18 protein-coding genes are annotated in these 22,403 nt (G+C 70.4%); 8 read left to right on the plus strand and 10 right to left on the minus strand.

Annotation, left to right across the window (positions count from 1 at the left end):
• Positions 1-19: 19 nt before the first annotated feature.
• A complete protein-coding gene (locus F1721_RS10555; protein WP_150066413.1) occupies positions 20-2,077 on the plus strand; it encodes a hydantoinase/oxoprolinase family protein in 2,058 nt (685 codons plus the stop codon).
• Positions 2,074-3,717 carry a hydantoinase B/oxoprolinase family protein gene (locus F1721_RS10560; RefSeq protein WP_150066414.1) on the plus strand — a complete coding sequence of 548 codons (1,644 nt, stop codon included), beginning with the start codon at positions 2,074-2,076 and terminating at the stop codon, positions 3,715-3,717. Before F1721_RS10555 ends, F1721_RS10560 begins: the two co-directional genes overlap by 4 nt.
• 21 nt (positions 3,718-3,738) lie before the next feature.
• On the opposite strand, the gene F1721_RS10565 is transcribed toward F1721_RS10560, so the two are convergent.
• Positions 3,739-5,070 (minus strand): NAD(P)H-dependent oxidoreductase, encoded by a 1,332-nt coding sequence (locus tag F1721_RS10565; RefSeq protein ID WP_150066415.1) that lies wholly within the window; start codon positions 5,068-5,070, stop codon positions 3,739-3,741.
• Between the two features lie 54 nt (positions 5,071-5,124).
• The gene (locus tag F1721_RS10570; RefSeq protein WP_150066416.1) at positions 5,125-5,919 is read right to left on the minus strand and encodes an SDR family NAD(P)-dependent oxidoreductase; all 795 of its coding nucleotides are present in this window, start codon (positions 5,917-5,919) and stop codon (positions 5,125-5,127) included.
• Positions 5,920-6,154: 235 nt separating this feature from the next.
• Here F1721_RS10570 and F1721_RS10575 point away from each other — a divergent pair, with 235 nt between their 5' ends.
• Both F1721_RS10575 and F1721_RS10580 read left to right on the plus strand, forming a co-directional pair.
• The gene (locus F1721_RS10575) at positions 6,155-7,354 is read left to right on the plus strand and encodes a PucR family transcriptional regulator (protein WP_150066417.1); all 1,200 of its coding nucleotides are present in this window, start codon (positions 6,155-6,157) and stop codon (positions 7,352-7,354) included.
• 173 nt (positions 7,355-7,527) lie between these two features.
• Positions 7,528-8,844 carry an MFS transporter gene (locus F1721_RS10580; protein WP_150066418.1) on the plus strand — a complete coding sequence of 439 codons (1,317 nt, stop codon included), beginning with the start codon at positions 7,528-7,530 and terminating at the stop codon, positions 8,842-8,844.
• A 126-nt stretch (positions 8,845-8,970) separates the two neighbouring features.
• Here F1721_RS10580 and F1721_RS10585 read toward each other — a convergent pair whose 3' ends face one another.
• The gene (locus F1721_RS10585; RefSeq protein WP_150066419.1) at positions 8,971-9,615 is read right to left on the minus strand and encodes a TetR/AcrR family transcriptional regulator; all 645 of its coding nucleotides are present in this window, start codon (positions 9,613-9,615) and stop codon (positions 8,971-8,973) included.
• A gap of 116 nt (positions 9,616-9,731) precedes the next feature.
• Between F1721_RS10585 and F1721_RS10590 the strand changes: the two genes are divergently transcribed.
• Positions 9,732-10,283: an NADPH-dependent FMN reductase gene (locus F1721_RS10590; RefSeq protein ID WP_150066420.1), complete on the plus strand. Its 552-nt coding sequence runs from the start codon at positions 9,732-9,734 to the stop codon at positions 10,281-10,283.
• Positions 10,284-10,432: 149 nt separating this feature from the next.
• Here F1721_RS10590 and F1721_RS10595 read toward each other — a convergent pair whose 3' ends face one another.
• From F1721_RS10595 to F1721_RS10610, 4 genes are read right to left on the minus strand one after another with little or no spacing between them, the layout of a single operon-like run.
• Entirely contained in the window at positions 10,433-10,909 is a 477-nt protein-coding gene (locus tag F1721_RS10595; protein ID WP_150066421.1) for a (2Fe-2S)-binding protein, read from the minus strand.
• A 10-nt stretch (positions 10,910-10,919) separates the two neighbouring features.
• Positions 10,920-13,214 carry a molybdopterin cofactor-binding domain-containing protein gene (locus F1721_RS10600; protein WP_150066422.1) on the minus strand — a complete coding sequence of 765 codons (2,295 nt, stop codon included), beginning with the start codon at positions 13,212-13,214 and terminating at the stop codon, positions 10,920-10,922.
• Positions 13,215-13,219: 5 nt separating this feature from the next.
• A complete protein-coding gene (locus tag F1721_RS10605; RefSeq protein ID WP_150066423.1) occupies positions 13,220-14,452 on the minus strand; it encodes an oxygenase MpaB family protein in 1,233 nt (410 codons plus the stop codon).
• Between the two features lie 44 nt (positions 14,453-14,496).
• On the minus strand, positions 14,497-15,720 hold the full coding sequence (locus tag F1721_RS10610) for an oxygenase MpaB family protein (protein WP_150066424.1): 1,224 nt from the start codon (positions 15,718-15,720) through the stop codon (positions 14,497-14,499).
• A 125-nt stretch (positions 15,721-15,845) separates the two neighbouring features.
• On the opposite strand from F1721_RS10610, the gene F1721_RS10615 reads away from it, so the two are divergent.
• From F1721_RS10615 to F1721_RS10625, 3 genes are read left to right on the plus strand one after another with little or no spacing between them, the layout of a single operon-like run.
• Complete coding sequence (locus F1721_RS10615; RefSeq protein ID WP_211840409.1) at positions 15,846-16,529, plus strand: TetR/AcrR family transcriptional regulator; 684 nt, start codon at positions 15,846-15,848, stop codon at positions 16,527-16,529.
• 31 nt (positions 16,530-16,560) lie between these two features.
• The gene (locus F1721_RS10620) at positions 16,561-18,384 is read left to right on the plus strand and encodes an AMP-dependent synthetase/ligase (RefSeq protein WP_150066425.1); all 1,824 of its coding nucleotides are present in this window, start codon (positions 16,561-16,563) and stop codon (positions 18,382-18,384) included.
• Between the two features lie 13 nt (positions 18,385-18,397).
• Positions 18,398-19,540, plus strand: a complete 1,143-nt coding sequence (locus tag F1721_RS10625) for an acyl-CoA dehydrogenase family protein (RefSeq protein ID WP_150066426.1) — start codon at positions 18,398-18,400, stop codon at positions 19,538-19,540.
• Here F1721_RS10625 and F1721_RS10630 read toward each other — a convergent pair.
• From F1721_RS10630 to F1721_RS10640, 3 genes are read right to left on the minus strand one after another with little or no spacing between them, the layout of a single operon-like run.
• Entirely contained in the window at positions 19,528-20,394 is an 867-nt protein-coding gene (locus F1721_RS10630; RefSeq protein WP_150066427.1) for a citryl-CoA lyase, read from the minus strand. The two genes, F1721_RS10625 and F1721_RS10630, sit on opposite strands and share 13 nt — an antisense overlap.
• Positions 20,391-21,605 (minus strand): CaiB/BaiF CoA transferase family protein, encoded by a 1,215-nt coding sequence (locus tag F1721_RS10635; RefSeq protein ID WP_150066428.1) that lies wholly within the window; start codon positions 21,603-21,605, stop codon positions 20,391-20,393. Before F1721_RS10635 ends, F1721_RS10630 begins: the two co-directional genes overlap by 4 nt.
• Entirely contained in the window at positions 21,602-22,372 is a 771-nt protein-coding gene (locus tag F1721_RS10640) for an IclR family transcriptional regulator (RefSeq protein WP_150066429.1), read from the minus strand. The genes F1721_RS10635 and F1721_RS10640 overlap by 4 nt, the downstream gene beginning before the upstream one ends.
• Positions 22,373-22,403: the final 31 nt, after the last annotated feature.

The raw sequence follows: 22,403 nt of genomic DNA on the forward strand, positions 1-22,403 counted from the left end.
CAACGGCAAGGAGTTCTCCATGACATACCGGGTCGCCATGGACATCGGCGGCACCTTCACCGACGTCGTCACCTTCGACGGGGCCTCGCGGCAGGTGCGCGCGGGCAAGGTCCTGACCACGCCCGACGACCTCGCGCGCGGGGTGTTCGACGCCCTCGCCGGGTTCGAGCTCCCCTTCGCCGAGATCGGGTTCTTCGTGCACGGCACGACGCAGGGCCTCAACGCGCTGCTCGAGCGCCGGGGCGCGAACGTGCTGATCATGACCACGCGGGGGATCGGCGACGTCTACCAGATCGCCCGCGGCAACCGGGAGCGCCTGTTCGACCTGCACTACCGCAAACCGGCGCCGCTCGTCGCGCGCGAGGCGATCGCCGAGGTCGGCGGCCGCTTCGACGCAGCGGGCGAGGAGCTGGAGCCGCTGGACGAGGACGCGGTCCGGCTCGCGGCCAAGCGGGTGCGGGAGGAGGGGTTCGACGCGGTCGCCGTGTGCTTCCTGTTCGCCTACCTCAACGGCGAGCACGAACGCCGCGCGGGCCGGATCCTCCGCGAGGAGCTCGGCGACGACGTGCTGGTCGTCCTCTCGCACGAGGTGGCGCCCGAGTGGCGCGAGTACGAGCGGATGTCGACGACGGTCATGGAGGCCTACACCGGGCCGTCGGTGCACCGCTACCTGGACAAGATCGAGGCGCGCTTCGCCGACAACGGCCTGCACGTCCCCGTGCACGTCATGCAGTCGTCCGGCGGGTTGGTCAACGCCGACTTCGCCCGGACGCACCCGTTGCAGACGCTGCTCTCCGGTCCCGTCGGCGGCACGATGGGCGGTGTCGCGGTCAGCAAGCTGCTCGGCCGACCGAACGTCATCTGCATCGACATGGGCGGCACCTCGTTCGACGTCTCGCTGGTCATGGACCACGAACCGGACGTGTCCCCGGACGGGTCGTGCGAGGGCTTCCCGCTGCTGATGCCGCTGGTGAACCTGCACACGATCGGCGCGGGCGGCGGATCGCTCGCCTACGCCGAGGGAACCGGGCTGCGCGTCGGCCCGGAGTCGGCGGGTGCCGTCCCCGGTCCGGCCTGCTACGGCCGCGGCGGCACGCAGGCCACGGTCACCGACGCGAACTGCGTCCTCGGCCGGGTCGACCCGGACTCGTTCGCCGGTGGCGGGATGCGGCTCGACCTGGACGCCGCGCACCGCGCCGTCGCCGCGCTGGCGGCCGAGCTGGACATGGACCCGGTCGAACTCGCCTCCGGCATCTGCGACGTGGGCAACGCCAAGATGGCCCAGGCGATCCGCACGCTGACCGTGGAGCACGGCCGCGAGCCCGGGCAGTTCGCGCTGCTCGCCTTCGGCGGGGCCGGACCCATGCACGCGGCGTTCATCGCGCGGGAGATCGGCGTGACGGAGGTGATCGTCCCCCGGTTCCCCGGCGCGTTCTCCGCGTGGGGCATGCTCGAATCCGACGTGCGACGCGACTTCACCATGCAGTTCTTCGCGACGAACCGGACTCTCGACACCCAAGCGCTGTCAGCAGCTCTGGACGCGCTGCGCGGCCAGGCGATCGAGGCCCTGATCGAGCAGGGCATCAGCGAGGACAAGCGTTCCGTGAGCCACAGCATCGACATGCGCTACGAGAGCCAGGACTACACGCTCACGGTGCCGATCTGGGACACCGACGACGTGGCGTCCCCCGACTTCGTCGGCATCCTCGAACAGCGCTTCGCCGAAGCGCACCACAAGCGCTACGGGCACGCGACCCCGGGCGCCCCGGTCCAGTTCGTCACGATCCGGACCACCGGCCGCGGGCGGGTGGACCGGACCGCCGCCGAGGTCGGCGCGGCCGCGCCCGCCCCGGCGGAAACCGTCGTCCGCGACGTCGTTTTCGACGGGACAGCACTGCCCACGACGATCGTCGCGCGCTCCGCGCTGCCGGTCGGCACCCGGCTCCCGGGACCGGCCATCGTCCACGAGGAGACCTCGACCACCGTCGTCCCCCCGGACGCCGAACTCCGGGTCGACGACAACGAATTCCTGACCATCACCCTGGCCCCGCGGCCGGAGACGGAGGCGCTGTCATGACGATCAGCCCGGTCACCACCGAGATCATCCGCTCGGCGCTGATCCAGGCCGCCGCGGACATGAACACGACCCTGATCCGCTCCTCGTACACGCCGACGATCTACGAGGGCAAGGACTGCGCGGTCGCCCTGCTCGACCGCGAGCACCGCGTGCTGGGCCAGTCGTCCGGGCTGCCGATCTTCCTCGGCAACCTGGAGGAGTGCTCCCGGCACACCGAGGCCGAGTTCGGTCCCGACGTGTGGCGGCCCGGCGACGTCTGGGTGCTCAACGACTCCTACATCGGCGGCACCCACCTCAACGACTGCACGGTGTACGCGCCGATCTTCGTGCAGGACGAGCTCGTCGGGTTCGCCGCCTCGCGCGCCCACTGGATCGACATGGGCTCGAAGGACCCGGGCGGTTCGATGGACTCCACCAGCATCTACCAGGAAGGCCTGCGGATGGGGCCGACCAGGATCGTCGCCGGGGGCGATGAGTGCGCCGACGTCCTGCGCCTCATCGAGACCAACGTCCGCTTCCCCTACGTGACGCTCGGCGACATGCGGGCGCAGATCGCCTGCGCCCGCATGGGGGTGAAGCGCCTGGGCGAGCTGTTCGCCAGGTACGGCGCGGCGACGATCGACGAGGCCCGGGAGGAGATCTTCGCCCAGACCGAGCGGCTCGAACGCCAGCGCCTGCAGGCCATCCCGGACGGGACCTACGAAGCCACCGGGTACCTCGACAACGACGCCATCGACCTCGACACGCCGCTGAAGGTCACCGTGCGGATCACAGTGGACGGTGACCGCATGACGATCGACCTGACCGACTGCGCCGACCAGACCACCGGACCGGTCAACTGCGGGCGCGCCCAAGCGATCTCCGCCGCGCGGGTCGGCTACAAGCTGCTGATCTCGCCGTCGGTGAGCCTCAACGGCGGCTCGTTCGCCCCGCTGCACGTCGAGGTCCGCGAGGGCTCCATGCTCGGTGCCCGCGAACCCGCCGCCTGCCAGTACTACTACTCCAGCCTCGGCATGCTCATCGACCTCATCGTCAAGGCGCTCTCCCCCGCCATGCCCGACGAGGTGGCCGCCGCCAGCTACGGCGACTCGATGATCGTGCAGTTCGCCGGGGACAACCCGCGCACCGGCGAACCCTTCGTCACCCTGGAGGCCACCGTCGGCGGTTGGGGCGCGTGGCGCGGCAGCGACGGGGAGACCGCGCTGATCAACAACGTGAACGGGTCGCTGTGCGACCTGCCCATCGAGGTCCTGGAAACGCTCTACCCGGTGCGCGTCACGAAGTACCACGTCCGGGCCGACTCCGGCGGGGCCGGGAAGTGGCGCGGCGGCAACGGTGTCGTGCGCGAGTACGTCATGGAAGCCGACCAGGACCTCTCCCTGTGGTGGGAGCGCTCGGTCACCCCCGCCTGGGGTCTCTTCGGCGGTGAAGCGGGCGCACCACCGCGCGTCGTGCTCAACCCCGGCACCGAGCACGCCCGCGAGATGCTCAAGGCCAACAGCCTTCGGGTCCACAAGGGAGACGTCCTGCGGTGCGAGTCCGGCGGCGGAGGCGGCTACGGCGATCCTGCCGAGCGCGACCCGGACGCGATCCAGGCGGACCTCGCCCAGGGGCTCGTCACCCAGCACGCCGCGCCATGACCGCCCGCAGCGGGACTCCGGTCAGCCCTCCTGGAGCTCGCGGCGCAGCTTCACCGCGAGCAGGGTGTCGTCGAGATCGGCGTCCGCCCAGCTGAGGATCGCGCCCGCGGGCACGTCGTTCACCAGTCGGCAGCCGTGCGCCAAGCCGATCGGCAGCGCGTCAGCGGCCAACGAGGCGCGGGCGGGGGTGAGCTCGCCGTGGACCGTGAAGCCGCCTTCACCGTCGAGCACCTCGCCCGCCCTCAAGTCGCGCTTGGCGACGGCGACGACGTCACCGCGGAAGGCGTCGGGCGCGCCGGTGGGCTCACCCCGCAGCACCGCGGAGGCGATGGAGATCCCGAGTTCGAGGCCGATCATGTGGTACGGGCGGTAGAGCGCCCCGTAGCGGCCGGTGGGATCAGTGCGCACGCCGTACTCGGCGAAGCACTGGACCGCGTAGTCGGTGCGGGCCTCGAAGGTGACGTAGACGCCCCAGCGCAGGTCGCGGTCGACCTCGGTCCCGTCGCGCTCGAGGCTGGAGACCACTTCGACCGTGCCGCGCCGGGTCAGCGAACCGCCCAGCTCCCCCGGCCGGAGCGCGGTCGCGAGGTCGTCGACCCCGACCGGTGGGAAGAGCAGGCCCTCGTCCTGCGGCTGGAGGCCCGTGCCGTTGGCGACGGCGGCCATCTCGATGGCCGACTTGGTCCCGTCGAGGAACGAGTTGAACATCTTGGGGTTGTAGTCGCCGCTGGCCAGCTGCTCGGCGGTGAAGCCGTAGTGGTCCCACACCGTGTCCGGGGTGGAGCTGCGGTACTCCGGCAGGTACTTGGTGCCCTTGCCCGCCGCGACCACGTCGAAGCCGACCGTGCGGCACCAGTCGACGAGCTCGCAGATCAGGGCGGGCTGGTCGCCGTAGGCCATGGTGTAGACGACACCGGCCCGGCGGGCGCGCTCGGCGAGCAGCGGGCCGACCAGGCAGTCCGCCTCGACGTTGACCATGACGACGTGACGCCCCGCGTCGATGGCCCGGACCGCGTGGTGGGTCCCGACGATCGGATCGCCGGTGATCTCCAGCACCACCTCCAGACCGGGGACGTCGATGAGGTCGTCCGCGCTGTCGGTGACGTGCGTGCCGCCGGTGCGCAGCGCTTCGCCGAAGGACGCGGCGGCGTAGCGCTCGGACGGCCAACCGGTCCGGGCGAGCGCGGTGCGGGCCCGATCCGGGCTGAGGTCCGCGACGCCCACCAGGTGCAGGCCCGGAACGTGCAGGGCCTGGGTGAGGAACATCGAGGAGAACTTGCCCGCCCCGATGACGCCGACCTTGATCGGCCCGGACTTCCGGTTCCGCTCGACCAGCAGACGGTGGAGGTTCACGTGTTCTCCCCTGCGATACGGCGATCAGATGAACTTGCCCAACGGGCCGGTCGTTCAGGCGCACCTCATCGAGAGCCCTCCGTCGACGGGGAGGCAAACCCCGTTGACGTAGGCGGATTCGTCGGACGCCAGGAACAGCGCGGCGGAAGCGACGTCCCACGGCGTCCCGACCCGGCCGGTGGGGCTGGCGGCATCCCGCTCGTCGAGCGCGGCTCGCGCATCGGCGGCTCCGGAGATCACCTGCTGGGTGACCAGCGGAGTGTCGATCAGCCCCGGGACCACCGCGTTGACCCGGATGCCGTCGGCGGCGTGCCGCAGGGCCAGCGCGACGGTGAGCTGGTTGACCGCGGCTTTGGCCGCGCTGTAGCTGGGGTAGGGGTAGCCGGTGTCGCGGATGGCCGCGATCGACGAGACGTTGACGACCGCACCCCGTCCTGCCCCGACCATCCGGGGCAGGACGTGCTTGCAGGTCAGGAACGCTCCGGTCACGTTGACCGAGAAGACGTCCTGCCAGGTCGCCAGGTCGAGGTCGGCGAGGTCGCCGGTGCGCGCGAGCCCCACGTTGTTGTGCAGGACCGATGGCGTGCCGAGTTGCCGTTCGGCGTCGACGACAGCTGCGACGACCTGCTCCTCGGAGGTGACGTCGGCCTGGATCGCGACGGCGACGCCGCCTTCGTCGCGGATCGCGCTGGCGGTGCGCTCGGCTTCCTCCGGGTTGATGTCGATCGCGGCAACACCGGCTCCCTCGCGTGCGAAGGTCAGCGCCGCGGCCTTCCCGTTGCTCATCCCCGCGCCGCTGGAACCAGCACCGAAGACGAGCGCGACCTTCCCGGCCAGTCGGTTGCCCATGATCCACACATCCTCGTGTTCTCCTGCCCGCCCAGGGTTCGCCAGCGCGGGGCGCCGCAGGGAGCCGAGTATTCGCACCGCGCCCGCGTCGCGGACACCACTCGTCGTCGAGAGCTTGCCGCGAATCTTCCTTCCGCTGTAGAAAATGCCAAGTCAGCGCGTCGCGCACGCCGGAGCGCGAACTGCCCCGCACCGGAGAGGAGCAGTGCGGACCACGGGCCCGCACGCACTGGAGATGAGCGGTAGTGATCTGCAGCGGATGGTCGACGCGTTGGCCGAGAAGATCGGCCGGTCGGTCGCGATCAACGACCCTTCGGTCCACCTGAGGTGCGCGAGCAGGCACTTCGGCGACGAGGACGAGGTGCGCGTCCACGCGGTGCTGCAGCGCGACGGCGGCAGCGCGGTCATCGGGCACATGCTGTCGCAGGGCATCACCGGGTGGACCGGGCCCGGCGTCATCCCGGCCCGGCCGGACCTGCACATGCGGGCTCGGCTGTGCAGGCCGCTCCGGTGCCGCAGCGAGCTCCTCGGCCTGCTGATGGTGATCGACCCGGAATCGCTGACCGAATCCGACTTCGAGGCGATCGAGGACTCCGCCGCCGCGATGGCGGCGCTGCTGTACCAGGACTTCCTCGCCGAGGACGCCCAGCGCGTGGCGGGGGAAGCAGCTGTGCTCGAACTGCTCTGCGGAGCGGCGGAGCAACGAGCGGCCGCACTGCGGACGCTGGACGAGCAGGGGTGGCTCCGCAGCGGGCACCGCGCGACCGTCAGCGTGGCCGACGTCGTCGCGCCGGGGAAGGAGAAGGCGCAGATCGAGGTGGCCCTCCGGGTGGCGCTCGAGGCCGTCGCGCGCCACCGCTTAGCCGAATTCGCCTTCGCCGTCGAGGGAAACCGCGGCTTCCTGCTGCAGACCGCACCGGCGTCGAAGGAACACCTGCGGGATCAAGGCGCGATCGTCACCAAGCAGGTCCGCGACGCCCTCGGCGAGTCGGCACGCTGCGTCGTCGGGATCGGGACCGCTGCTGACGGCCTGGCCGAAGCACGGATCTCGCGGGAGCAGGCAGCCACAGCGGCGCGCAGCGCGCGAATGCTGCCCGATGCGGCGGACGTCGTGTTCTGGGAGGACCTCGGGGTTTACGCGACGCTGCTGGAGATCCCCGAGGACCGGCTCACCCCCCGGCTGCTCCCGGCAGCGCTCACCCGGCTGATCGCGAACGACCCGCACGGACGGCTGGTCAGAACCCTCGCGGTCTACCTGGACAACGCCGGTTCCGGGCCGGATGCGGCCGCGGCGCTGCACATCCACCGGACCTCGCTGTACTACCGGCTGCACCAGATCGAGCAGATCACCGGGCTCAGCCTCAGCAACGGTGACAACCGCCTGGCCCTGCACCTCGGCGTCCGGGTGATGGCACTGCTCGACGGTCCGAGCTGAGCGCTCCGACCTGCGATTTTCGACAGCGGGAGGAAGGCGCCGGGCGAGACTTCGACACGAGGAGGTCGTGACGCGCACGGCGCCGGAACATACTCCCTGGACACCTGGGCCGAGGGCGGTCCCGCCCGCGGGGCGCCAGGAGCCGCGGTTCGACCGGCCACGAAGGAGTAGCCATGCCCACCACCGCCGCACCGCCGGCCTCGGTGCCCAGATCGCGAATCGCGGCCGCTACCTTCATCGGCACCGCCATCGAGTTCTACGACTTCTACATCTACGGGACAGCTGCCGCACTGGTCCTCGGGCACCTGTTCTTCCCCACGTTCTCGGCCCTCGCCGGGACGCTGGCCGCGTTCGCCACGTTCGGCGTCGGATTCGTGGCCCGACCCGTGGGTGCGGTGGTGTTCGGCCACTTCGGCGACCGGATCGGGCGCAAGACGATGCTGATCGTCTCCCTGCTGACGATGGGCACGGGGACGGTCGCGATCGGCCTGCTGCCCACCTACGAGACGATCGGGATCGGCGCCCCGGTGCTGCTGGTGCTGTGCCGGTTCCTGCAGGGGTTCGGTCTCGGCGGCGAATGGGGCGGCGCGGTCCTGCTGGCGACCGAGTACGCCCCGGCGAACCGCCGCGGGCTGTGGTCCAGCTTCCCGCAGGTCGGACCGGCGGTCGGGTTCGTCGCCGCGGGAACGGCGTTCCTGGTGCTCGGCGGCACGCTGTCGGACGAGGCGTTCGAGTCGTGGGGTTGGCGGGTGCCGTTCCTGGCCAGCGCGCTCCTGCTCGTCGTCGGCTACTACGTCCGGATGAAGATCGCCGAGACCCCGGTGTTCGAGAAGGCCATGCGGGAGCACGAGAGGTCCAAGGCCCCGATCGTCGAGGTGATCAGGCGACAGCCCCGCACCCTGGCGCTGGCCACCTGCTCGTTCATCCTCGCGCACACGCTGTTCTACACGATCACCACGTTCTCCCTCTCCTACGGCACCGAGGTCCTGGACCTCGACAAGAACATGCTGATCGTCTGCGCCATGGTCGCCGCGGCGGTGATGGGTGTCGCCACCCCGGTCCTCGCCGTGCTCTCCGACCGGATCGGCCGACGCCGGGTGTGCCTGGGCGCCGCAGGGCTGGCCGTCGTGTGGGCGTTCCCGCTGTTCGGCCTGATCAACACCGGGAACCCGCTGCTCATCGCCATCGGCATGTCGGTCGGGATGATCGCGTTCGCCGCGCTGTTCGCCCCGATGGGCGCCTTCCTCCCCGAACTGTTCGCGACGCGCTACCGGTACACCGGATCCTCCGTCGCCTACAACGCCAGCAGCATCGTCGGCGGCGGCCTCAGCCCCATCCTGGCGACCCAGATGGTCGCCTCGACCGGATCGTCCCTCCCGATCTCGGCGTACCTGGTGCTGATCGCCCTGATCTGCGCCGTGTGCGTGTGGTTCATGCGCGAAACCCACACGGCCGACCTCACCACCGACCCCACCGACACCCGCCCGTAGCACCCCGCAGCCGCTGGTGCGGCTGCAGACCAGTTGATCGGGTGCGTGCGAGGACGCACCGAGGCAGCTGAAGTGGTTCAGCGCCTGCGCGATCGGCGCGAGTGGGCGTACCCGCTGGGCGAACGGTCAGCGCGCGGGAGTCGTGAACCTGGTCACGAGGTCCTGCCAAGCGGCTTCGAGCCGGTCGGGCGTCATGCCGCGCTGCCGGACCAGGTGGTGCACGAGCGGGGTGTCGACGGAGGCCAGCAGCGTCTCGGCGGCCAGTTCGATGTCGCCGGTCGCTTCGGTCTCCCGGAGCAGGATCATCAGGTGGGTCAGGCGAAGTCCCCGCCCGGGCACCGCGCAGCGGCGTTCGACGGGCGGCTGGGCGGCGAGGTAGAGCTCCAGGTTGTCCAGCTCGTGACGCATCACCGCCGGGCCGAAGGCGCGCAGCCGCTCGATCGCGGGGGCTCCCGGGCCGAGCGGCGGCGGTCCGGTCATGAACGCCGCCTGGAAACGCTGCTCCTCGTGATCGAGCAGGGCCCGCAGCAGACCGTTGCGGTCGCCGAAGCGGCGGAACAGGGTGCCCTTGCCGACCTCGGCCGCGGCCGCCACGGCGTCCATGGTCAGATTCGCGGCGCCGCAGTCGGCCATCAACCGCGCGGCGGCGTCCAGCAGCTTCGCCCGGTTGCGGACGGCATCGGCGCGCGGCCGACGGGCGCTCTCGCCGACCGAGACCTTCAGCTCGACCGGACCGCTCGGGGTGTCCTCGATCCGCATTCCACCACCCATGCGCACAGCGTAACCCCTCCCACAGCGAACTGGACCGCGGTCCGGATCGATGGTAGAACTCCAATCGGACTGCGGTCCACTTGATCCGACCGGTCTCCCCACCAGGAGTAGTACGAATGTCCCTCAAGATCCTCGCGCTCGTCGGCAGCCTCCGCTCCGGTTCGCACAACCGCCAGCTCGCCGAGGCCGCGCGCGGCCTCGCCCCCAGCGATGTGGAGATCGAGATCTTCGAAGGTCTCGGCGACCTGCCCTTCTACAACGAGGACATCGACACCGAGGCCGACGTGCCCGCCGCCGCCACCAAGCTGCGCGAGGCCGCGGGCCGGGCCGATGCCTTCCTGCTGTTCGCACCCGAGTACAACGGCACCATCCCGGCGGTGCTGAAGAACGCGATCGACTGGCTGTCCCGCCCGTTCGGCGCCGGTGCCCTGGTGGGCAAGCCCACCGCCGTGATCGGCACGGCCTTCGGCCAGTACGGCGGGGTGTGGGCGCAGGACGAGGCCCGCAAGTCCGCGGGCATCGCCGGTGCGCAGATCGTGGACGACGTCAAGCTCAGCATCCCGGGTTCGATGACCCGCTTCGCCGAGACGCACCCGGCCGACGACCCGGAGGTCGCCGAGCAGCTGACGACCGCGATCAGCAAGCTCGTCGCCAACGTCTCCGCGTGACCTGCTGACCCGCTCCCGCCTCACAGCGACGACCGGCGACGGCGTGGAAGTGGCCATGCCGTCGCCGGACGCTCCACCAGAGCTCCGAAACTGTTCCGGGACAGGGTTTCCCGCCCCCGCAGGATCACGTCGACCGGCGGAGGCACGGCTCACAAGCGCGCTGCGGCATCCTTGATAGCCGCGCGGATTCGCGGATAGGTGCCGCAGCGGCAGATGTTGCGCAGGCCGTCCAGGTCGGCGTCGGTGATGGCGCGGCCTTCGGAGCTGACTCGGCGGATGAGCGCGACCGCGGCCATGATCTGGCCGGGTTGGCAGTATCCGCACTGGGCGACGTCGTGCTCCAGCCACGCCCGCTGCACGGGGTGGAGCTCCTCGCCCACCGTGGCCGGGAGCCCCTCGATCGTGGTGATCTCGTCGGTCGGCCGGATGTCCTTTACCGGCACCGCGCAGGGGTTGAACGCCTCGCCGTTGAGGTGACTGGTGCAGGCCTTGCAGACGTTGATGCCGCAGCCGTACTTCGGGCCGGTGATGCCGAGGACGTCGCGCAGCACCCACAGGAGGCGGACCTCGTCGGCGACGTCGACGGTCACTCGTTCGCCGTTGACGCGGAAGGTGTGTTCGGGCACCCGGTTCTCCTCACCAGACGTGGTCCCTGCCGTCCGCGGGTGATGGCGGGATCGGTGGGACGGTGGGCTTGGGGGTGAACGACAGCGTGTCGTGGTTGATCGGGAAGCTGGTGGGCGTGGTTCCGGTGGCGCGGCCGTAGGCGCACGCGACCGCTGCCATCGACGCGGCGACGCCGAGCTCTCCGGCACCGCCTGGTTCGTCGCCGGTGTTCGGCAGGATGACGATCTCCAGCTGGAGCGGGGTGTTCCACTGCCGGGTGTAGAAGTAGTTGTCCCAGCTGGCTTCGAGGAAGTGGCCGTCGCGCAGGTGCAGGCTGGAGGTCAGGGCGAGGGCGATGCCGTCGCAGATGCAGCCCATCACCTGCGCCTCGAGCCCGCGCGGGTTGACGGTGAGCCCCACGTCCACGGCGAAGACGGCTTTGGTGACCCGCGGCCCGGCAACGCCGTCGCGGATGGGGCGGTTGACGGTCTCGGGGCGGCAGTCGAGCTCGACGAGACACGCGCTGACGGATTTGTACTCGGCGTGGAACGCGATGCCCTGGGCGACGCCCTCCGGCGCAGGTCTCCCCCACCCACCGACCTCGGCGACCTTGTCGAGCGCCGCGCGTGAGCGTTCGTCGCGGAGGAAGGCGCGCCGGAACTCGTAGGGGTCGCGGGCCATCGCCGCGGCGAGCTGGTCGACGACGAGTTCGCGCGCGCACGTGACGTCCGGTGAGTAGACGTTGCGCATGCTGCCGGTGTTGAACCCCTCGTCGGTCTCGGCCTGGAGTCGGCTGTTCGCCCCGAAGTCGTAGGGCATCGCCTGGGACAGCTGGAAGAACGTCTCGGAGAAGCCGATGTCCCCCACCGGCAGCCGCGCGGCGGTGGCGGTGATGATCTCACCCAGTCCGTGGCCGAGGTCGGTGGCGACGCTCGTGTGCCGCTGGTCGTAGCTGAGCACGGTGCCGCCCGCGTGGGTGACGCGCACCCGCGAGGTCGCCATCGGATGAGTGCGGCCCTGGCGGGAGTCGTCGGCGCGATGCCACATCAGCTTGACGGGCTTGCCGAACTCCTGCGATGCCTCCGCTGCTTCCAGCGCGGCGTCGAAGAACAGCTTGCGCCCGAAGGAGCCGCCCCCCTCGGTGACGTGCACGGTGACCCGCGACAGCGGCAGGCCGAGCTTCGCGGCGATCGTCTGTTGCGCCACGATCGGCGATTTCAGCCCCGCCCAGATCTCGGCGCGGTCGGCCCGCACGTCGGCGATCGCGCAGTTCGGTTCGAGCGCGCTGTTGCTGCGGAAGTAGAAGGTGAACGTGCCCTCGACCGAGCGTGTCAACGGGGGTCGGGGACCGAGCGGCAGCTCCGCAGCGCGCAGCTCGTCGAGCACCGTGGCGTCGGACTTGCCCGCCGCGGTGCCCGGTCGCCACGAGACCCGCAGCGCGCGCACGGCATCGATGCACTGGCCGAAGGTTCGGGCGCGCACTGCTACACCGGTCGAGATCACCGCGACATCGGTGACTCCCGGCATGGCGCGGACCTCGGGGAGGTTGGCCACCGAACCGACCGTCCCGTTGATGGTCGGCGGGCGGCACACCATCGTCGGCAGCGCGTTCGGGACGTCGAGGTCGAGCGTGAACTTCTTCCGGCCGGTCACCGCGTCGAGCGCATCGATCCGGCTGTGCGGCTCGCCGATGACGGTGAACGACTCCCGCTGGCGCAGCTCCACCGCGACCGGCTCGACACGCGCGCTCGCGGCCTTCGCGGCGAGCGACCCGATGTCGAGGCTGCCGCGCCCGGGAGCGGACACGACCCCGTTCTCCAGCGTGAGCCGGGAGGTGGGGACGGCGAACTCGGCCGACGCCGCCTCCAGGAGCCTGTGCCGCGCGACGGCGGCGGCGACCCGGATCGGGGTGAAGGTCGCGATGGTGGTGTTGGACCCACCGGTGAGCTGGTTGAACACCAGCTCAGGACGGGCGTCGGCCAGTGCGATCCGCACCCGCTGCACCGGCACGCGCAGCTCCTCGGCGATCAGCATGGCCGTCGAGGTGGTGATGCCCTGCCCGACCTCGGCCCTCGGCAGCGCGAAGGACACCGTGCCCGCCGGACCGACTTCGACGGCGATCAGGTTCGACGTCGGCAGCGCCGCCGCGGTCATCATGTCGTTCAGGTCGACGATCTCGGTGATCTCCGGCGACGGCAGCTGGGCCGACTGCAACGACTCCGGCCGACCAGCTGCCGACCCCCAGCCGGTGTGCGCGGCGGCCACGAGGGTCGGGGCCGCCAGCACGTACCCGAGGAATCGCCGCCTGCCGATGGCGTCAACCACCCGGCTCACTCCGGACGGTTGTGCGTGGGGATCTCGATCTTCGTCTCCTGCCCCTTGGTGAGGTAGAAGAAGATGTACTTCCGCAGCGCCTCGTCGATGGTCCAGGCTGCCTCGGGCACCATCGGCAGCGGGATGAGGCCCTCGCGGAACTTCACCAGCAGCGGCCACGCCTCCGGGATCACCCGGTCCCACACCGGCTCGCGCTGAATGCCGTCCCAGTCGGCAACCCGATCGCCGACCAGGTACCGCGCGAGCGCGTTGCACAGCGGTCGGCTGGTGCTCGCGGGACTGGTCTGCTCCGCCAGCTGGCCGAGCAGGACGTCCGTGAGCTTGACGCCCTCGGGCGTCGGCCCCGTGTTGCGGGCCAGGATCTGATCGGACTGGTGGTCGGCCGCAGCCCAGGTGGCGGGGATGTACTCGTCGGCGATGCCGAGCATGTGCGCGGTCACCTGCCACACGTGCAGGTACGCCTCGGCTTCGGCGTCGGTGATCGGGACCTCCCACTCGCGCATCTTGCGCATCGCGAAGGTCGGCAGGGTGTGCCAGGTGACCAGCATGTCCTCCTGGCTGATGGGGATGTCCTCGTCAGCACCCGCCTTCCAGCGGGGTGACTGCGGCAGCAGGTGCCGCACCGCCGCGTGCACCAATCGGGTCTTCACGCACTCCACGATGCACGTGCCGTCGGGCCGGTAGGCGTTCAACGCACCGACGGCGAACCCGAACAGGCTCGTCTTGGCGACCCGGTCCTCCATGTCCGCGCCACCCGCCGAGTAGTACACCGACCGCGCTTCCTTGGGGATGGCGGTGGCCAGGATGCCACCGCCCGGCCCGTTGCACAGGTTGAGGTAGATCCCGCGGCTCTTGTTGAACTCGGCGGCGCGTTCGAGCTTGTCGCGGTCCGCCCACGACGGCAGCTGGCGGGCGTGCTCGATGAAGTCCCGCAGGTCGGCGGGCAGACCTCCCGGCAGCGGCTGGTCGTTGCGCTCCCAGTTCCACAGCAGTTCGTTGACCTTCGGGACCGCGCCGCGCTCGAGCAGCGAGGCCAGCAGCGGGTCGGCTTCGGCGTCCCACACCCAGTGCGGGTCCGCACCGGCACCGGAGCCCGCCACCGATTCACCCGGCGACCAGCTCCACCCGACCAGGGACCGCGCCTGGGCCGGGGCGGCCGCGACCAGTGCGCCGAGCGCCGCCAGCCCTCCGCCCGATATCAACGCCTTGCGCCTGCTGAACTCAGCCATGCTCCGAACTCCTCCCCGGGGCTTAGACGTGGTGCGAACTGGTTTCAGGACGGACGGTTGACCTGCGGGATCTCGATGTTGATCGGCTGGCCCTCGGACAGGTACACCAGGACCACCTTGCGCAGCACTTCCTCGAAGAGCCAGTACGTCTCGTCCGAGCCGGGGAAGTGCAGACCGACCTCGCGGGCGGCGATGAAGGGCCGCCAGAACGTCTGGAGCATCGGGTCGAAGACCGGCTCTCGCGGGATCTCCAGCCAGTCGGCGATCTGGTCGCCGAGCACGTAGCGCGTGAACGCACCGAGCAGCGGCCTGCTGAGCACGCTGCCGTCGAGCTCCGCACCGAGCCCCAGCAGGATGTCCGCGAGGTCCTTGCCCTCGGGGGTCGGTTCCAGGATCGGGTGCAGGACCTGCTCGGCCTGCTTGTCGGCCTCGTTCCAGGAGGCGGGGATGTACTCGTCGGAGACGCCGAGCATGTGCGCGGTCACCTGCCACGAGTGCAGGTAGGCATCGGAGTCCTCGACGGGTATCGGCACTTCCCACTCGGTGAGCTTCTGCATCACCGTGGTCGCCAGGCTGTGCCAGGTGACCATGATGTCCGCCTGGCTGATGGGGATGTCCTCGGGCGCGGCCTGGTTCCACTGCGGCGACTGCGGCAGCAGGTGGCGCACCGCCGCGTGCACCAGCCGCGTCTTGACGCAGGTGACGGTCATTTCACCGTCGGGCGCATAAGCGTTGTGCGTACCGATGTCGTAGCCGAGCTTGGCGGTCTTGGCGATGCGGTCCTTCATGTTGGCGCCGCCGTAGGAGTAGTAGACCGCGCGCGCCTCCTTGGGGATGACCGTGCTCATCATGCCGCTGGCCATCGCGTAGAGCACGCCGAGGTAGAGCCCTCTTCTCCTGGTGAAGTCGAAGGATCGCGCCAACTTGCCGTGGTCGACCCACGGCGGCAGCTGACGCGCCCGCTCCACGAAGTCCCGCAAGTCCGCTGGCAGCTCACCCGGCAGCGGCTGGTCGTTCCTGGTCCAGGACCGCAGCAGTGCGTTGACCCTGGGGACATCTCCCCGGTCGAGCAACGAGGCGACCAGCTCGTCCGCTTCCGGGTCCCACACCCATCGCGGGTCCGCACCCGCCCCGGCGCCTGCCACCGAGCCCTGGGCCGACCACGTCCACAGTGGTCGCGCCTGCGCCGACGACGCCGCTCCCAACGCCCCGAGCGCTCCCAGCGCTCCACCGATCCTCAATGCATCACGCCTGCTGAGCTCCTCCATCGCCGGACTCCTCCTTGAGCTGGCGGCAGCACGGTTGATACGTTGATACAGATCTTGCTTCCGCGTATCATGAGAGCACATCGTGACGCGGAGCACCAGACCCTTCGGCGGAGGAGAGGCGATTCGTGGATCCCGTACTGTCCAGCCTGATCACGTCCGGGGCGGACCGCTCGGAATCGTTGCTGGAACGCGCTTTCGCGGAGGCCGTCGAGCACGCCGAGAACAACGACGAGACCACCGCGCGCGTGCTCGAGGCGGCCTACGAGCTGTTCCGCCGCATGGGCATCCGCCGTACGAGCATGGAGGACGTCGCCCGGCAGGCCGGGGTCTCGCGGATCACCGTGTACCGCCGGTTCACCACCAAGGACGCCCTGGTCGAGCAGGTGATCCGACGCGAATTCCGCCGGTACTTCGACCAGTTCCTGCTCGACATCCGGGAAGCGCGGACCGTCGCCGACCGGGTGGAGATCGGCTTCGCCAGCTCGCTGCGGGCGATCCGGCAGAACCCGCTCATCGGCGGCCTGATGGTCGCCGAACCGGATCTCGTGGTGCCGTCGCTGGTCGGTGACGGCGGCAGGACCATGACCACGGTGAGCCGGTTCGTCGCCAGCCGACTGCGGCTGGAACAGCGCGCGGGGAACGTCGCCCACGACGTCGACGTCGAGCTGGTGGCCGAGATGATGGTCCGCGTCTCGACGTCGTTCCTCGTCACCCCGAGCAACCTCATCGACCTCGACGACGACGAGCAGGTGCGCCGCATCGCCCGCCGGTTCCTCGTCCCCATGCTCGAACCTCCCGCGCCGCACTGACCAACGCCGTTCGCGATGAAGGGAACAGGCCGTGTCCGCAGCACTCCAGGTGAGCCAGGCCGTCGAGGGCCGGACGATCCCCGGGCTCTTGCGCCGCAATGCCAGGTCCTTCCCCGACCACCCCGCGCTGACCAGCGGGATCGACGCGGACGCGACCACTTGGACGTGGTCACGACTGCGGTCCGAGGTCGCCGCGCTCACCCGCGGCCTGTCGGAGCTCGGGCTCCGGCCGCGCGACCGCGTGCTGATCGCGATGTCGAGGCGCCCCGAGCACTGGGTCGTCGATCTGGCGGCGATCCACATCGGAGCACTGCCCTGCACGGCCTACGACACGCTGAGCACCGAGCAGATCCGGTTCGTCGCCCAGCACAGCGCAGCCACCGTGATCGTCCTGGAAGGCCCCGAGCAGTGGCAACGGTGGCAGCCGGTGCTCGACGAACTTCCCGACCTGCGCGCCGTCATCGCGCTGGACCCCGACATCATGCCCGTCGGCGACCCGCGTTTCGCCAGCTACGCGGAGCTGCGCGGGGATGCGGTCCCCGAGAAGCCCAGCGCGGCGTTCGAGGCACTCACCTCGACGGCCGCACCGGACCAGCCGCTGACCGTCGTCTACACCTCGGGCACGAGCGGCGAGCCCAAGGGAGTGGTGCTGTCGAACCGCAACGTCATCCACGAATCGCTGATGCAGGACCACCTCGTCCCGGTTCCCGACCACCCCCGGTCGGTGGCGTACCTGCCGCTGGCGCACATCGCCGAGCGCGTGCTCGGCATCTACATGCCGATCTGCAACGCCGGGCACGTCACCATCTGCCCCGACCCCGCCCAGCTGCTGCCGACGCTGATCGCGGTGCGCCCCAACGGTTTCTTCGGCGTCCCCAGGGTGTGGGAGAAGCTGGCCGACGGGTTGCGGGCACGGCTGAGCGCGCTCAACGACGAGCAGGCGGCCGCGGTGACCGAAGCCCGCCATATCGCGCTGGAGGTGTTCCGGCTGCGGTCGGCGGGCGAGGAGGTGCCCGCTCATCTCCGGCAACAACACGCCGAGCTCGACGAGACCGTCCTGAGACCGATCCGCGCCGCCATCGGGCTCGACGACTGCCACCGCCCCGTCAGCGGAGCAGCACCGATCCCCACCGCCGTCCTCGAATTCCTGGCGAGCCTGGGACTCGTCGTCCACGAGGTGTGGGGCCTGAGCGAGACCACGGGCGCGGCCACGGTCAGCACCCCGGACGCGTTCGCGCTCGGCACCGTCGGCCGCCCGGGACCTGGCATCGAGGTGTCGACCGCGGCCGACGGGGAACTGCTCGTCCGCGGCCCCGTGGTGTTCCCCGGTTACCTCCGCGCCGACGGCAGCATCCAGCGGTCGACCGACCAGGACGGCTGGTTCGCCACCGGCGACGTCGGCACCATCGACGAGCGCGGCATGGTCACCATCACCGACCGCAAGAAGGAGATCATCATCACCGACGGCGGCAAGAACATCGCTCCGACCAAGATCGAGTCCTTGCTCCGGTCGCACCCGCTCGTCGGGCAGGCGGTCGCGATCGGCGACCGGCGCCGCTACGTCACCGCCCTGCTCGTGCTGGACGAAGAGGGCGCCCCCGCCTGGGCGCGGGCCAACGGCCTCGGCACGACAGACCTGGAGGAACTAGCGCGCCACCCCGAGGTGCGCACCGCGCTCGACGAAGCCGTCGCCGAGGCCAACTCCCAGCTCTCCCGCGTCGAGCAGGTCAAGGCGCACCGGGTCCTCGCCGGTCCGTGGACCGCCGAATCCGGCGAACTGACCCCGAAGCTCAGCCTGCGCCGCGCAGTCATCGACGAACGCCACGCCGCCACGATCGACTCGATGTACCAGTGAGGAGACCCGTTCGATGCCACGAGTTCTGACCGATGAACAACGCGACTTCGTCGCCGCGATCGGCGAGTTCTGCAAGCGCGAGTGCGGCACCAAGGAACAGCGCGACAAGCTCACCGCCAACGGCCAGGAGCAGCACAGCCGGGAGCTCTACGCCAAGATGGCCGAGCTGGGCTGGCTGGGCATCGGGATCCCCGAGGAGTACGGCGGGGCTGGCCGAGGCATGACCGACCTGTGCCTGTTCCTCGAGGAAACCTCCTACTGGCGAGCACCGATCAGCGGTTTCGCGACCACGATCATCGCCGCGGCCGCCTACGAGAAGTTCGCCACCGAGCAGCAGAAGCGCGTCGTGCTGGAAGGCGTCGTGGGCGGTCGGGTCGAGGCCATCTCGATGTCCGAACCCGGCGCCGGGTCGGACGTCGGCGCCCTGAGCTGCCGCGCCGACCGGACCGACGGCGGATACCTGATCAACGGGCAGAAGACCTGGTGCTCCAACGCCCACCTCGCCGACCACGTCCTGCTCATCGCCAGGTCCTCGCGCGAGGACTCCAAGCACCGGGGACTGACCCAGTTCATGGTGCCGACCAACGCCGACGGCCTGCAGATCAAGGGCATCGACACGATGGGCGGCCGCGAGGTCAACGACCTGTACTTCACCGACTGCTTCCTGCCGGACTCGGCGGTGGTCGGAACACCCGGCCAAGCGTGGACGCAGCTCATGACCGGGCTGAACCTGGAGCGGATGCTCCTCGCCGCCATGATGCTCGGACTCGCCCGACGAGCCTTCGACGACACCCTCGACCACGTCAAGCAGCGCGAGCAGTTCGGCCGCCCGATCGGCTCGTTCCAGGCGCTCAAGCACCGCATCGCCGACATGGCCACCGAGCTCGAATGCGCCCGCCTGCTGCTCGACGACGTCGCCGCCACCATCGACGCCGCCCCCGACGAGGTCTTCGCCCGCGAAACCTCGATGGCCAAGCTCAAGTGCACCGAGCTGGCCAAGCACATCACCCTCGAAGGCATGCAGATGATGGGCGGCTACGGCTACGCGACCGAGTACGGCATGGAATCACTGCACCGCGCCAGCATCGTCTCCACCGTCTACGGCGGCACCAGCGAGATCCAGCGCGACATCATCGGCAAGACCTACGGCCTCTGAGAATACGCCGGATCTCCGTCCGGGAGGTCGCGGTGCGCGGGGCCGTTGTAGTCGGGCAGCAGCGGGCGGGGAATCGGGCCCTTGATGCGGGTCCCCGCCGACTTCTCCTCCCAGGCGTGGGAGAGGATTCCGACGCTCCGGGCGAGGACGAACAGGCCTCGGCCGAGTTCGGGCGGGAAGCCGAGTTCGCTGTAGACGACGGCCGTGGCGCCGTCGATGTTCATCGGGACGGGACGGCTGCGACCTCGGGCGAGTGCGCGTTCGAGTGCGGTTCCGGCGCGCAGCGCCCAGCCTGGCACCTCGTCGCGGGCGACGGCGTCTTCGACCAGGGCCAGCAGCGGATCGCGGCGTGGGTCTCGCGGGTGGAACCGGTGCCCGAAACCGGGGATGTGGGCTCCGGAGGTGCGGTGGTCGGCCACGAGTTGTTCTGCGGCCGCATCGAGATCCGCCCCTCGTGAAGCGGCTTCGTCGAGATCGGCGAGAAGTCGCATGCACTGCTGTCCCGCTCCGCCGTGGACATCGCCGAGGAGGTTCACCCCGGTGGCGACGGCGTTGTTGAGCCCGAGTCCGCAGGTGGCCGCCATCCGCGCGGCGGCGATGGACGGGGCTTGCGGCCCGTGGTCGACGGCCGCGACCAGCGCGGCTTCGAGAAGCCTGCGCTGGCCAGGTGCGGGCAGGTCGCCGCACAGCATCAGCCAGATCGCGTCCGCGAAGGACACTTCGCCGATCAGGTCCTCGACGGGGTATCCGCGCAGCAGGATCTCGCCCGGCCGGATGCGGCTGATTCCGGTCCGCCACCACCCGGTGACCGCGTCCTCGTACTCCTGGGTGGTGGTGAAGGCGGTGGTGTTCATACCGCTCCTTCCTCTCGCAGGGACGCGATCTCGTCGGCGCTGTAACCGAGTTCGCCCAACAGTTCGTCGGTGTGCTCGCCGAGCAGCGGCGGCGGGCTGGGCGGTCCGGGAGCGACGCCGCGCACGTGGACGGGACTCCCGAGGACGCGCAGGGAGCGTTCCGGGTGGCCGGGGAACGGGAGGTCGTGGATGAACTCCCTCGCGGCGATCTGCTCGTTGGAAAGGGCTTCCGGGACGGTGAGGACCTGGGCAGCGGGCACTCCCGCCGCGGCGAGCGCAGATTCCCACTCCTGGGCCGAGCGCGCCGCGAGGGCCTTCTCCAGCTCCTCGGTCAGCTGCTGGCGGTTGGCCTTGCGGTCCGCGCGCTCCGCGAAGCGGGGATCGGTCGCCAGTTCCGGGCGTTCGACCACCCGGCACAGCGCGGTGAACTGGCGCTGTTCGTTGGCCGCGATGTTCAGCAGTCCGTCTCCGGTGGTGAAGGTGCCGGACGGGGCAGCGGTGAAGTTGTCGTTGCCGACGCGCACCGGTTCTTGCCCGGCGATCAGCTGGTTGGAGATGACCCAGCCCATGGCGGTCATCGCCGACTCCAGCATGGACACGTCGAGGCGAACGCCCTCACCGGTGCGGTCGCGCTGGACCAGCGCGGCGGCGATGGAGAAGGCGGCGGCCATGCCGCCGAGGGTGTCGGCCACCGGGTACCCGGCCCGCAGCGGACCGGTTTCCGCGGTGCCGGTCACGCTCATCATCCCGGACAGGCCTTGGACGATCTGGTCGTAAGCGGGCCTGTCGCGCAGCGGACCGTCCTGCCCGAAGCCCGAGATCGCGCAGTAGACCAAGCCGGGGTTGGCCTCGCGCAACCGATCCCACCCGACGCCGAGCCGATCCAGGACACCGGGGCGGAAGTTCTCGACGAGGACGTCGGCTTGCGCCACGCTGCGCAACAGCACCTCGCGCCCCCGCTGCGACTTCAGGTTGATCGTCAGCGAGCGCTTGCCTCCGTTCTGCGCCAGGAACGACGCCCCCAGCTGTTCTTCGTTCAGCGCGGTATCGGCGCCGAGCTGCCTGGCGAGGTCGCCGACACCTGGGATCTCGACCTTGATGACGTCGGCCCCGAGCAGGGCCAGCTGGTAGGCCGCGAACGGACCGGCGAGCACGTTGGTCAGGTCGAGCACCCGGATCCCGCCGAGCAGCTTTCCGGGATCTGAGCTCACGGACGACCTCCGATGAACTGCAACTTCGACAACTGCTCCGCCACCTTCAGCACGACGGGCAGGAACCCTTCCACGCGTTCCCGGGTGAAGCGGCTGGTGGGCCCGCCGAGCCCGACCGCGGCGGCGACCCGGCCGGTCGCGTCGGTCACCGGAGCCGCGACGGCGGAGACGCCGTCCTCGCGCTCGCCGTGGCTGACCGCCCAGCCCTGCTCCTCGGCACGCCGAACGCGCTCCGCCAGCACTGGCCCGAAGTCGGGACCTCGACCCGCCGCCGCAGCCGCCGCGCGCACGTCCTCGGGCGGGCTTCCGGCGAGCAGCACGTGCCCGGAGGCACCTGCCCACAACGGCATGGCCTCACCGATGCGCACCACGTGCCGCAGCTGCTGGGTGCCCTCGTGCTGGGCCACGCACAGGCGGCTGACGCCCTGGCGGACGTAGATCCGGGACGATTCGCCCCCGGACTCCTCCGACAAGCTGCGCAAGCACTCCACGGCCTCGGCCGGCAGCTGCCAGGCGTCCTGAGCCAGCTGCGCCCAGCGCAGCATGCCCGCCCCCGGGGCGAGACGACCATCCGCGCGGGTCCACAGCAGTCCGCGCTGCTCCAGCGTGGCCACCAGGCGGACCACTGTGGACTTGGGCAGTCCCGTGGCGTCGATCAGCTCCCGCACGGTGCGCGAGCGGTGGGTTTCGTCGAAGAGGGCGAGCAGGTCCAGTGCCCGCAGGACGCTGCGCACACCTTCACCACCTCCGCCCGGGGTCTGCTGCATGTGCCGTCCTCCCAGATGTTCTCGGTGAACC

Origin of the sequence: Saccharopolyspora hirsuta (genome assembly GCF_008630535.1) — a bacterium.
GTDB classification, from domain to species: Bacteria; Actinomycetota; Actinomycetes; order Mycobacteriales; family Pseudonocardiaceae; genus Saccharopolyspora; species Saccharopolyspora hirsuta.

What these genes read in the sequence shown, in the direction of transcription:
- F1721_RS10630 (WP_150066427.1), bottom strand. Translation starts at nt 20,394, where the DNA reads ATGAACACCACCGCCTTCACCACCACCCAGGAGTACGAGGACGCGGTC.
- F1721_RS10570 (WP_150066416.1), bottom strand. Translation starts at nt 5,919, where the DNA reads ATGGGCAACCGACTGGCCGGGAAGGTCGCGCTCGTCTTCGGTGCTGGT.
- F1721_RS10625 (WP_150066426.1), top strand. Translation starts at nt 18,398, where the DNA reads ATGCCACGAGTTCTGACCGATGAACAACGCGACTTCGTCGCCGCGATC.
- F1721_RS10560 (WP_150066414.1), top strand. Translation starts at nt 2,074, where the DNA reads ATGACGATCAGCCCGGTCACCACCGAGATCATCCGCTCGGCGCTGATC.
- F1721_RS10605 (WP_150066423.1), bottom strand. Translation starts at nt 14,452, where the DNA reads ATGGCTGAGTTCAGCAGGCGCAAGGCGTTGATATCGGGCGGAGGGCTG.
- F1721_RS10555 (WP_150066413.1), top strand. Translation starts at nt 20, where the DNA reads ATGACATACCGGGTCGCCATGGACATCGGCGGCACCTTCACCGACGTC.
- F1721_RS10580 (WP_150066418.1), top strand. Translation starts at nt 7,528, where the DNA reads ATGCCCACCACCGCCGCACCGCCGGCCTCGGTGCCCAGATCGCGAATC.
- F1721_RS10585 (WP_150066419.1), bottom strand. Translation starts at nt 9,615, where the DNA reads ATGGGTGGTGGAATGCGGATCGAGGACACCCCGAGCGGTCCGGTCGAG.
- F1721_RS10610 (WP_150066424.1), bottom strand. Translation starts at nt 15,720, where the DNA reads ATGGAGGAGCTCAGCAGGCGTGATGCATTGAGGATCGGTGGAGCGCTG.
- F1721_RS10575 (WP_150066417.1), top strand. Translation starts at nt 6,155, where the DNA reads ATGAGCGGTAGTGATCTGCAGCGGATGGTCGACGCGTTGGCCGAGAAG.
- F1721_RS10640 (WP_150066429.1), bottom strand. Translation starts at nt 22,372, where the DNA reads ATGCAGCAGACCCCGGGCGGAGGTGGTGAAGGTGTGCGCAGCGTCCTG.
- F1721_RS10590 (WP_150066420.1), top strand. Translation starts at nt 9,732, where the DNA reads ATGTCCCTCAAGATCCTCGCGCTCGTCGGCAGCCTCCGCTCCGGTTCG.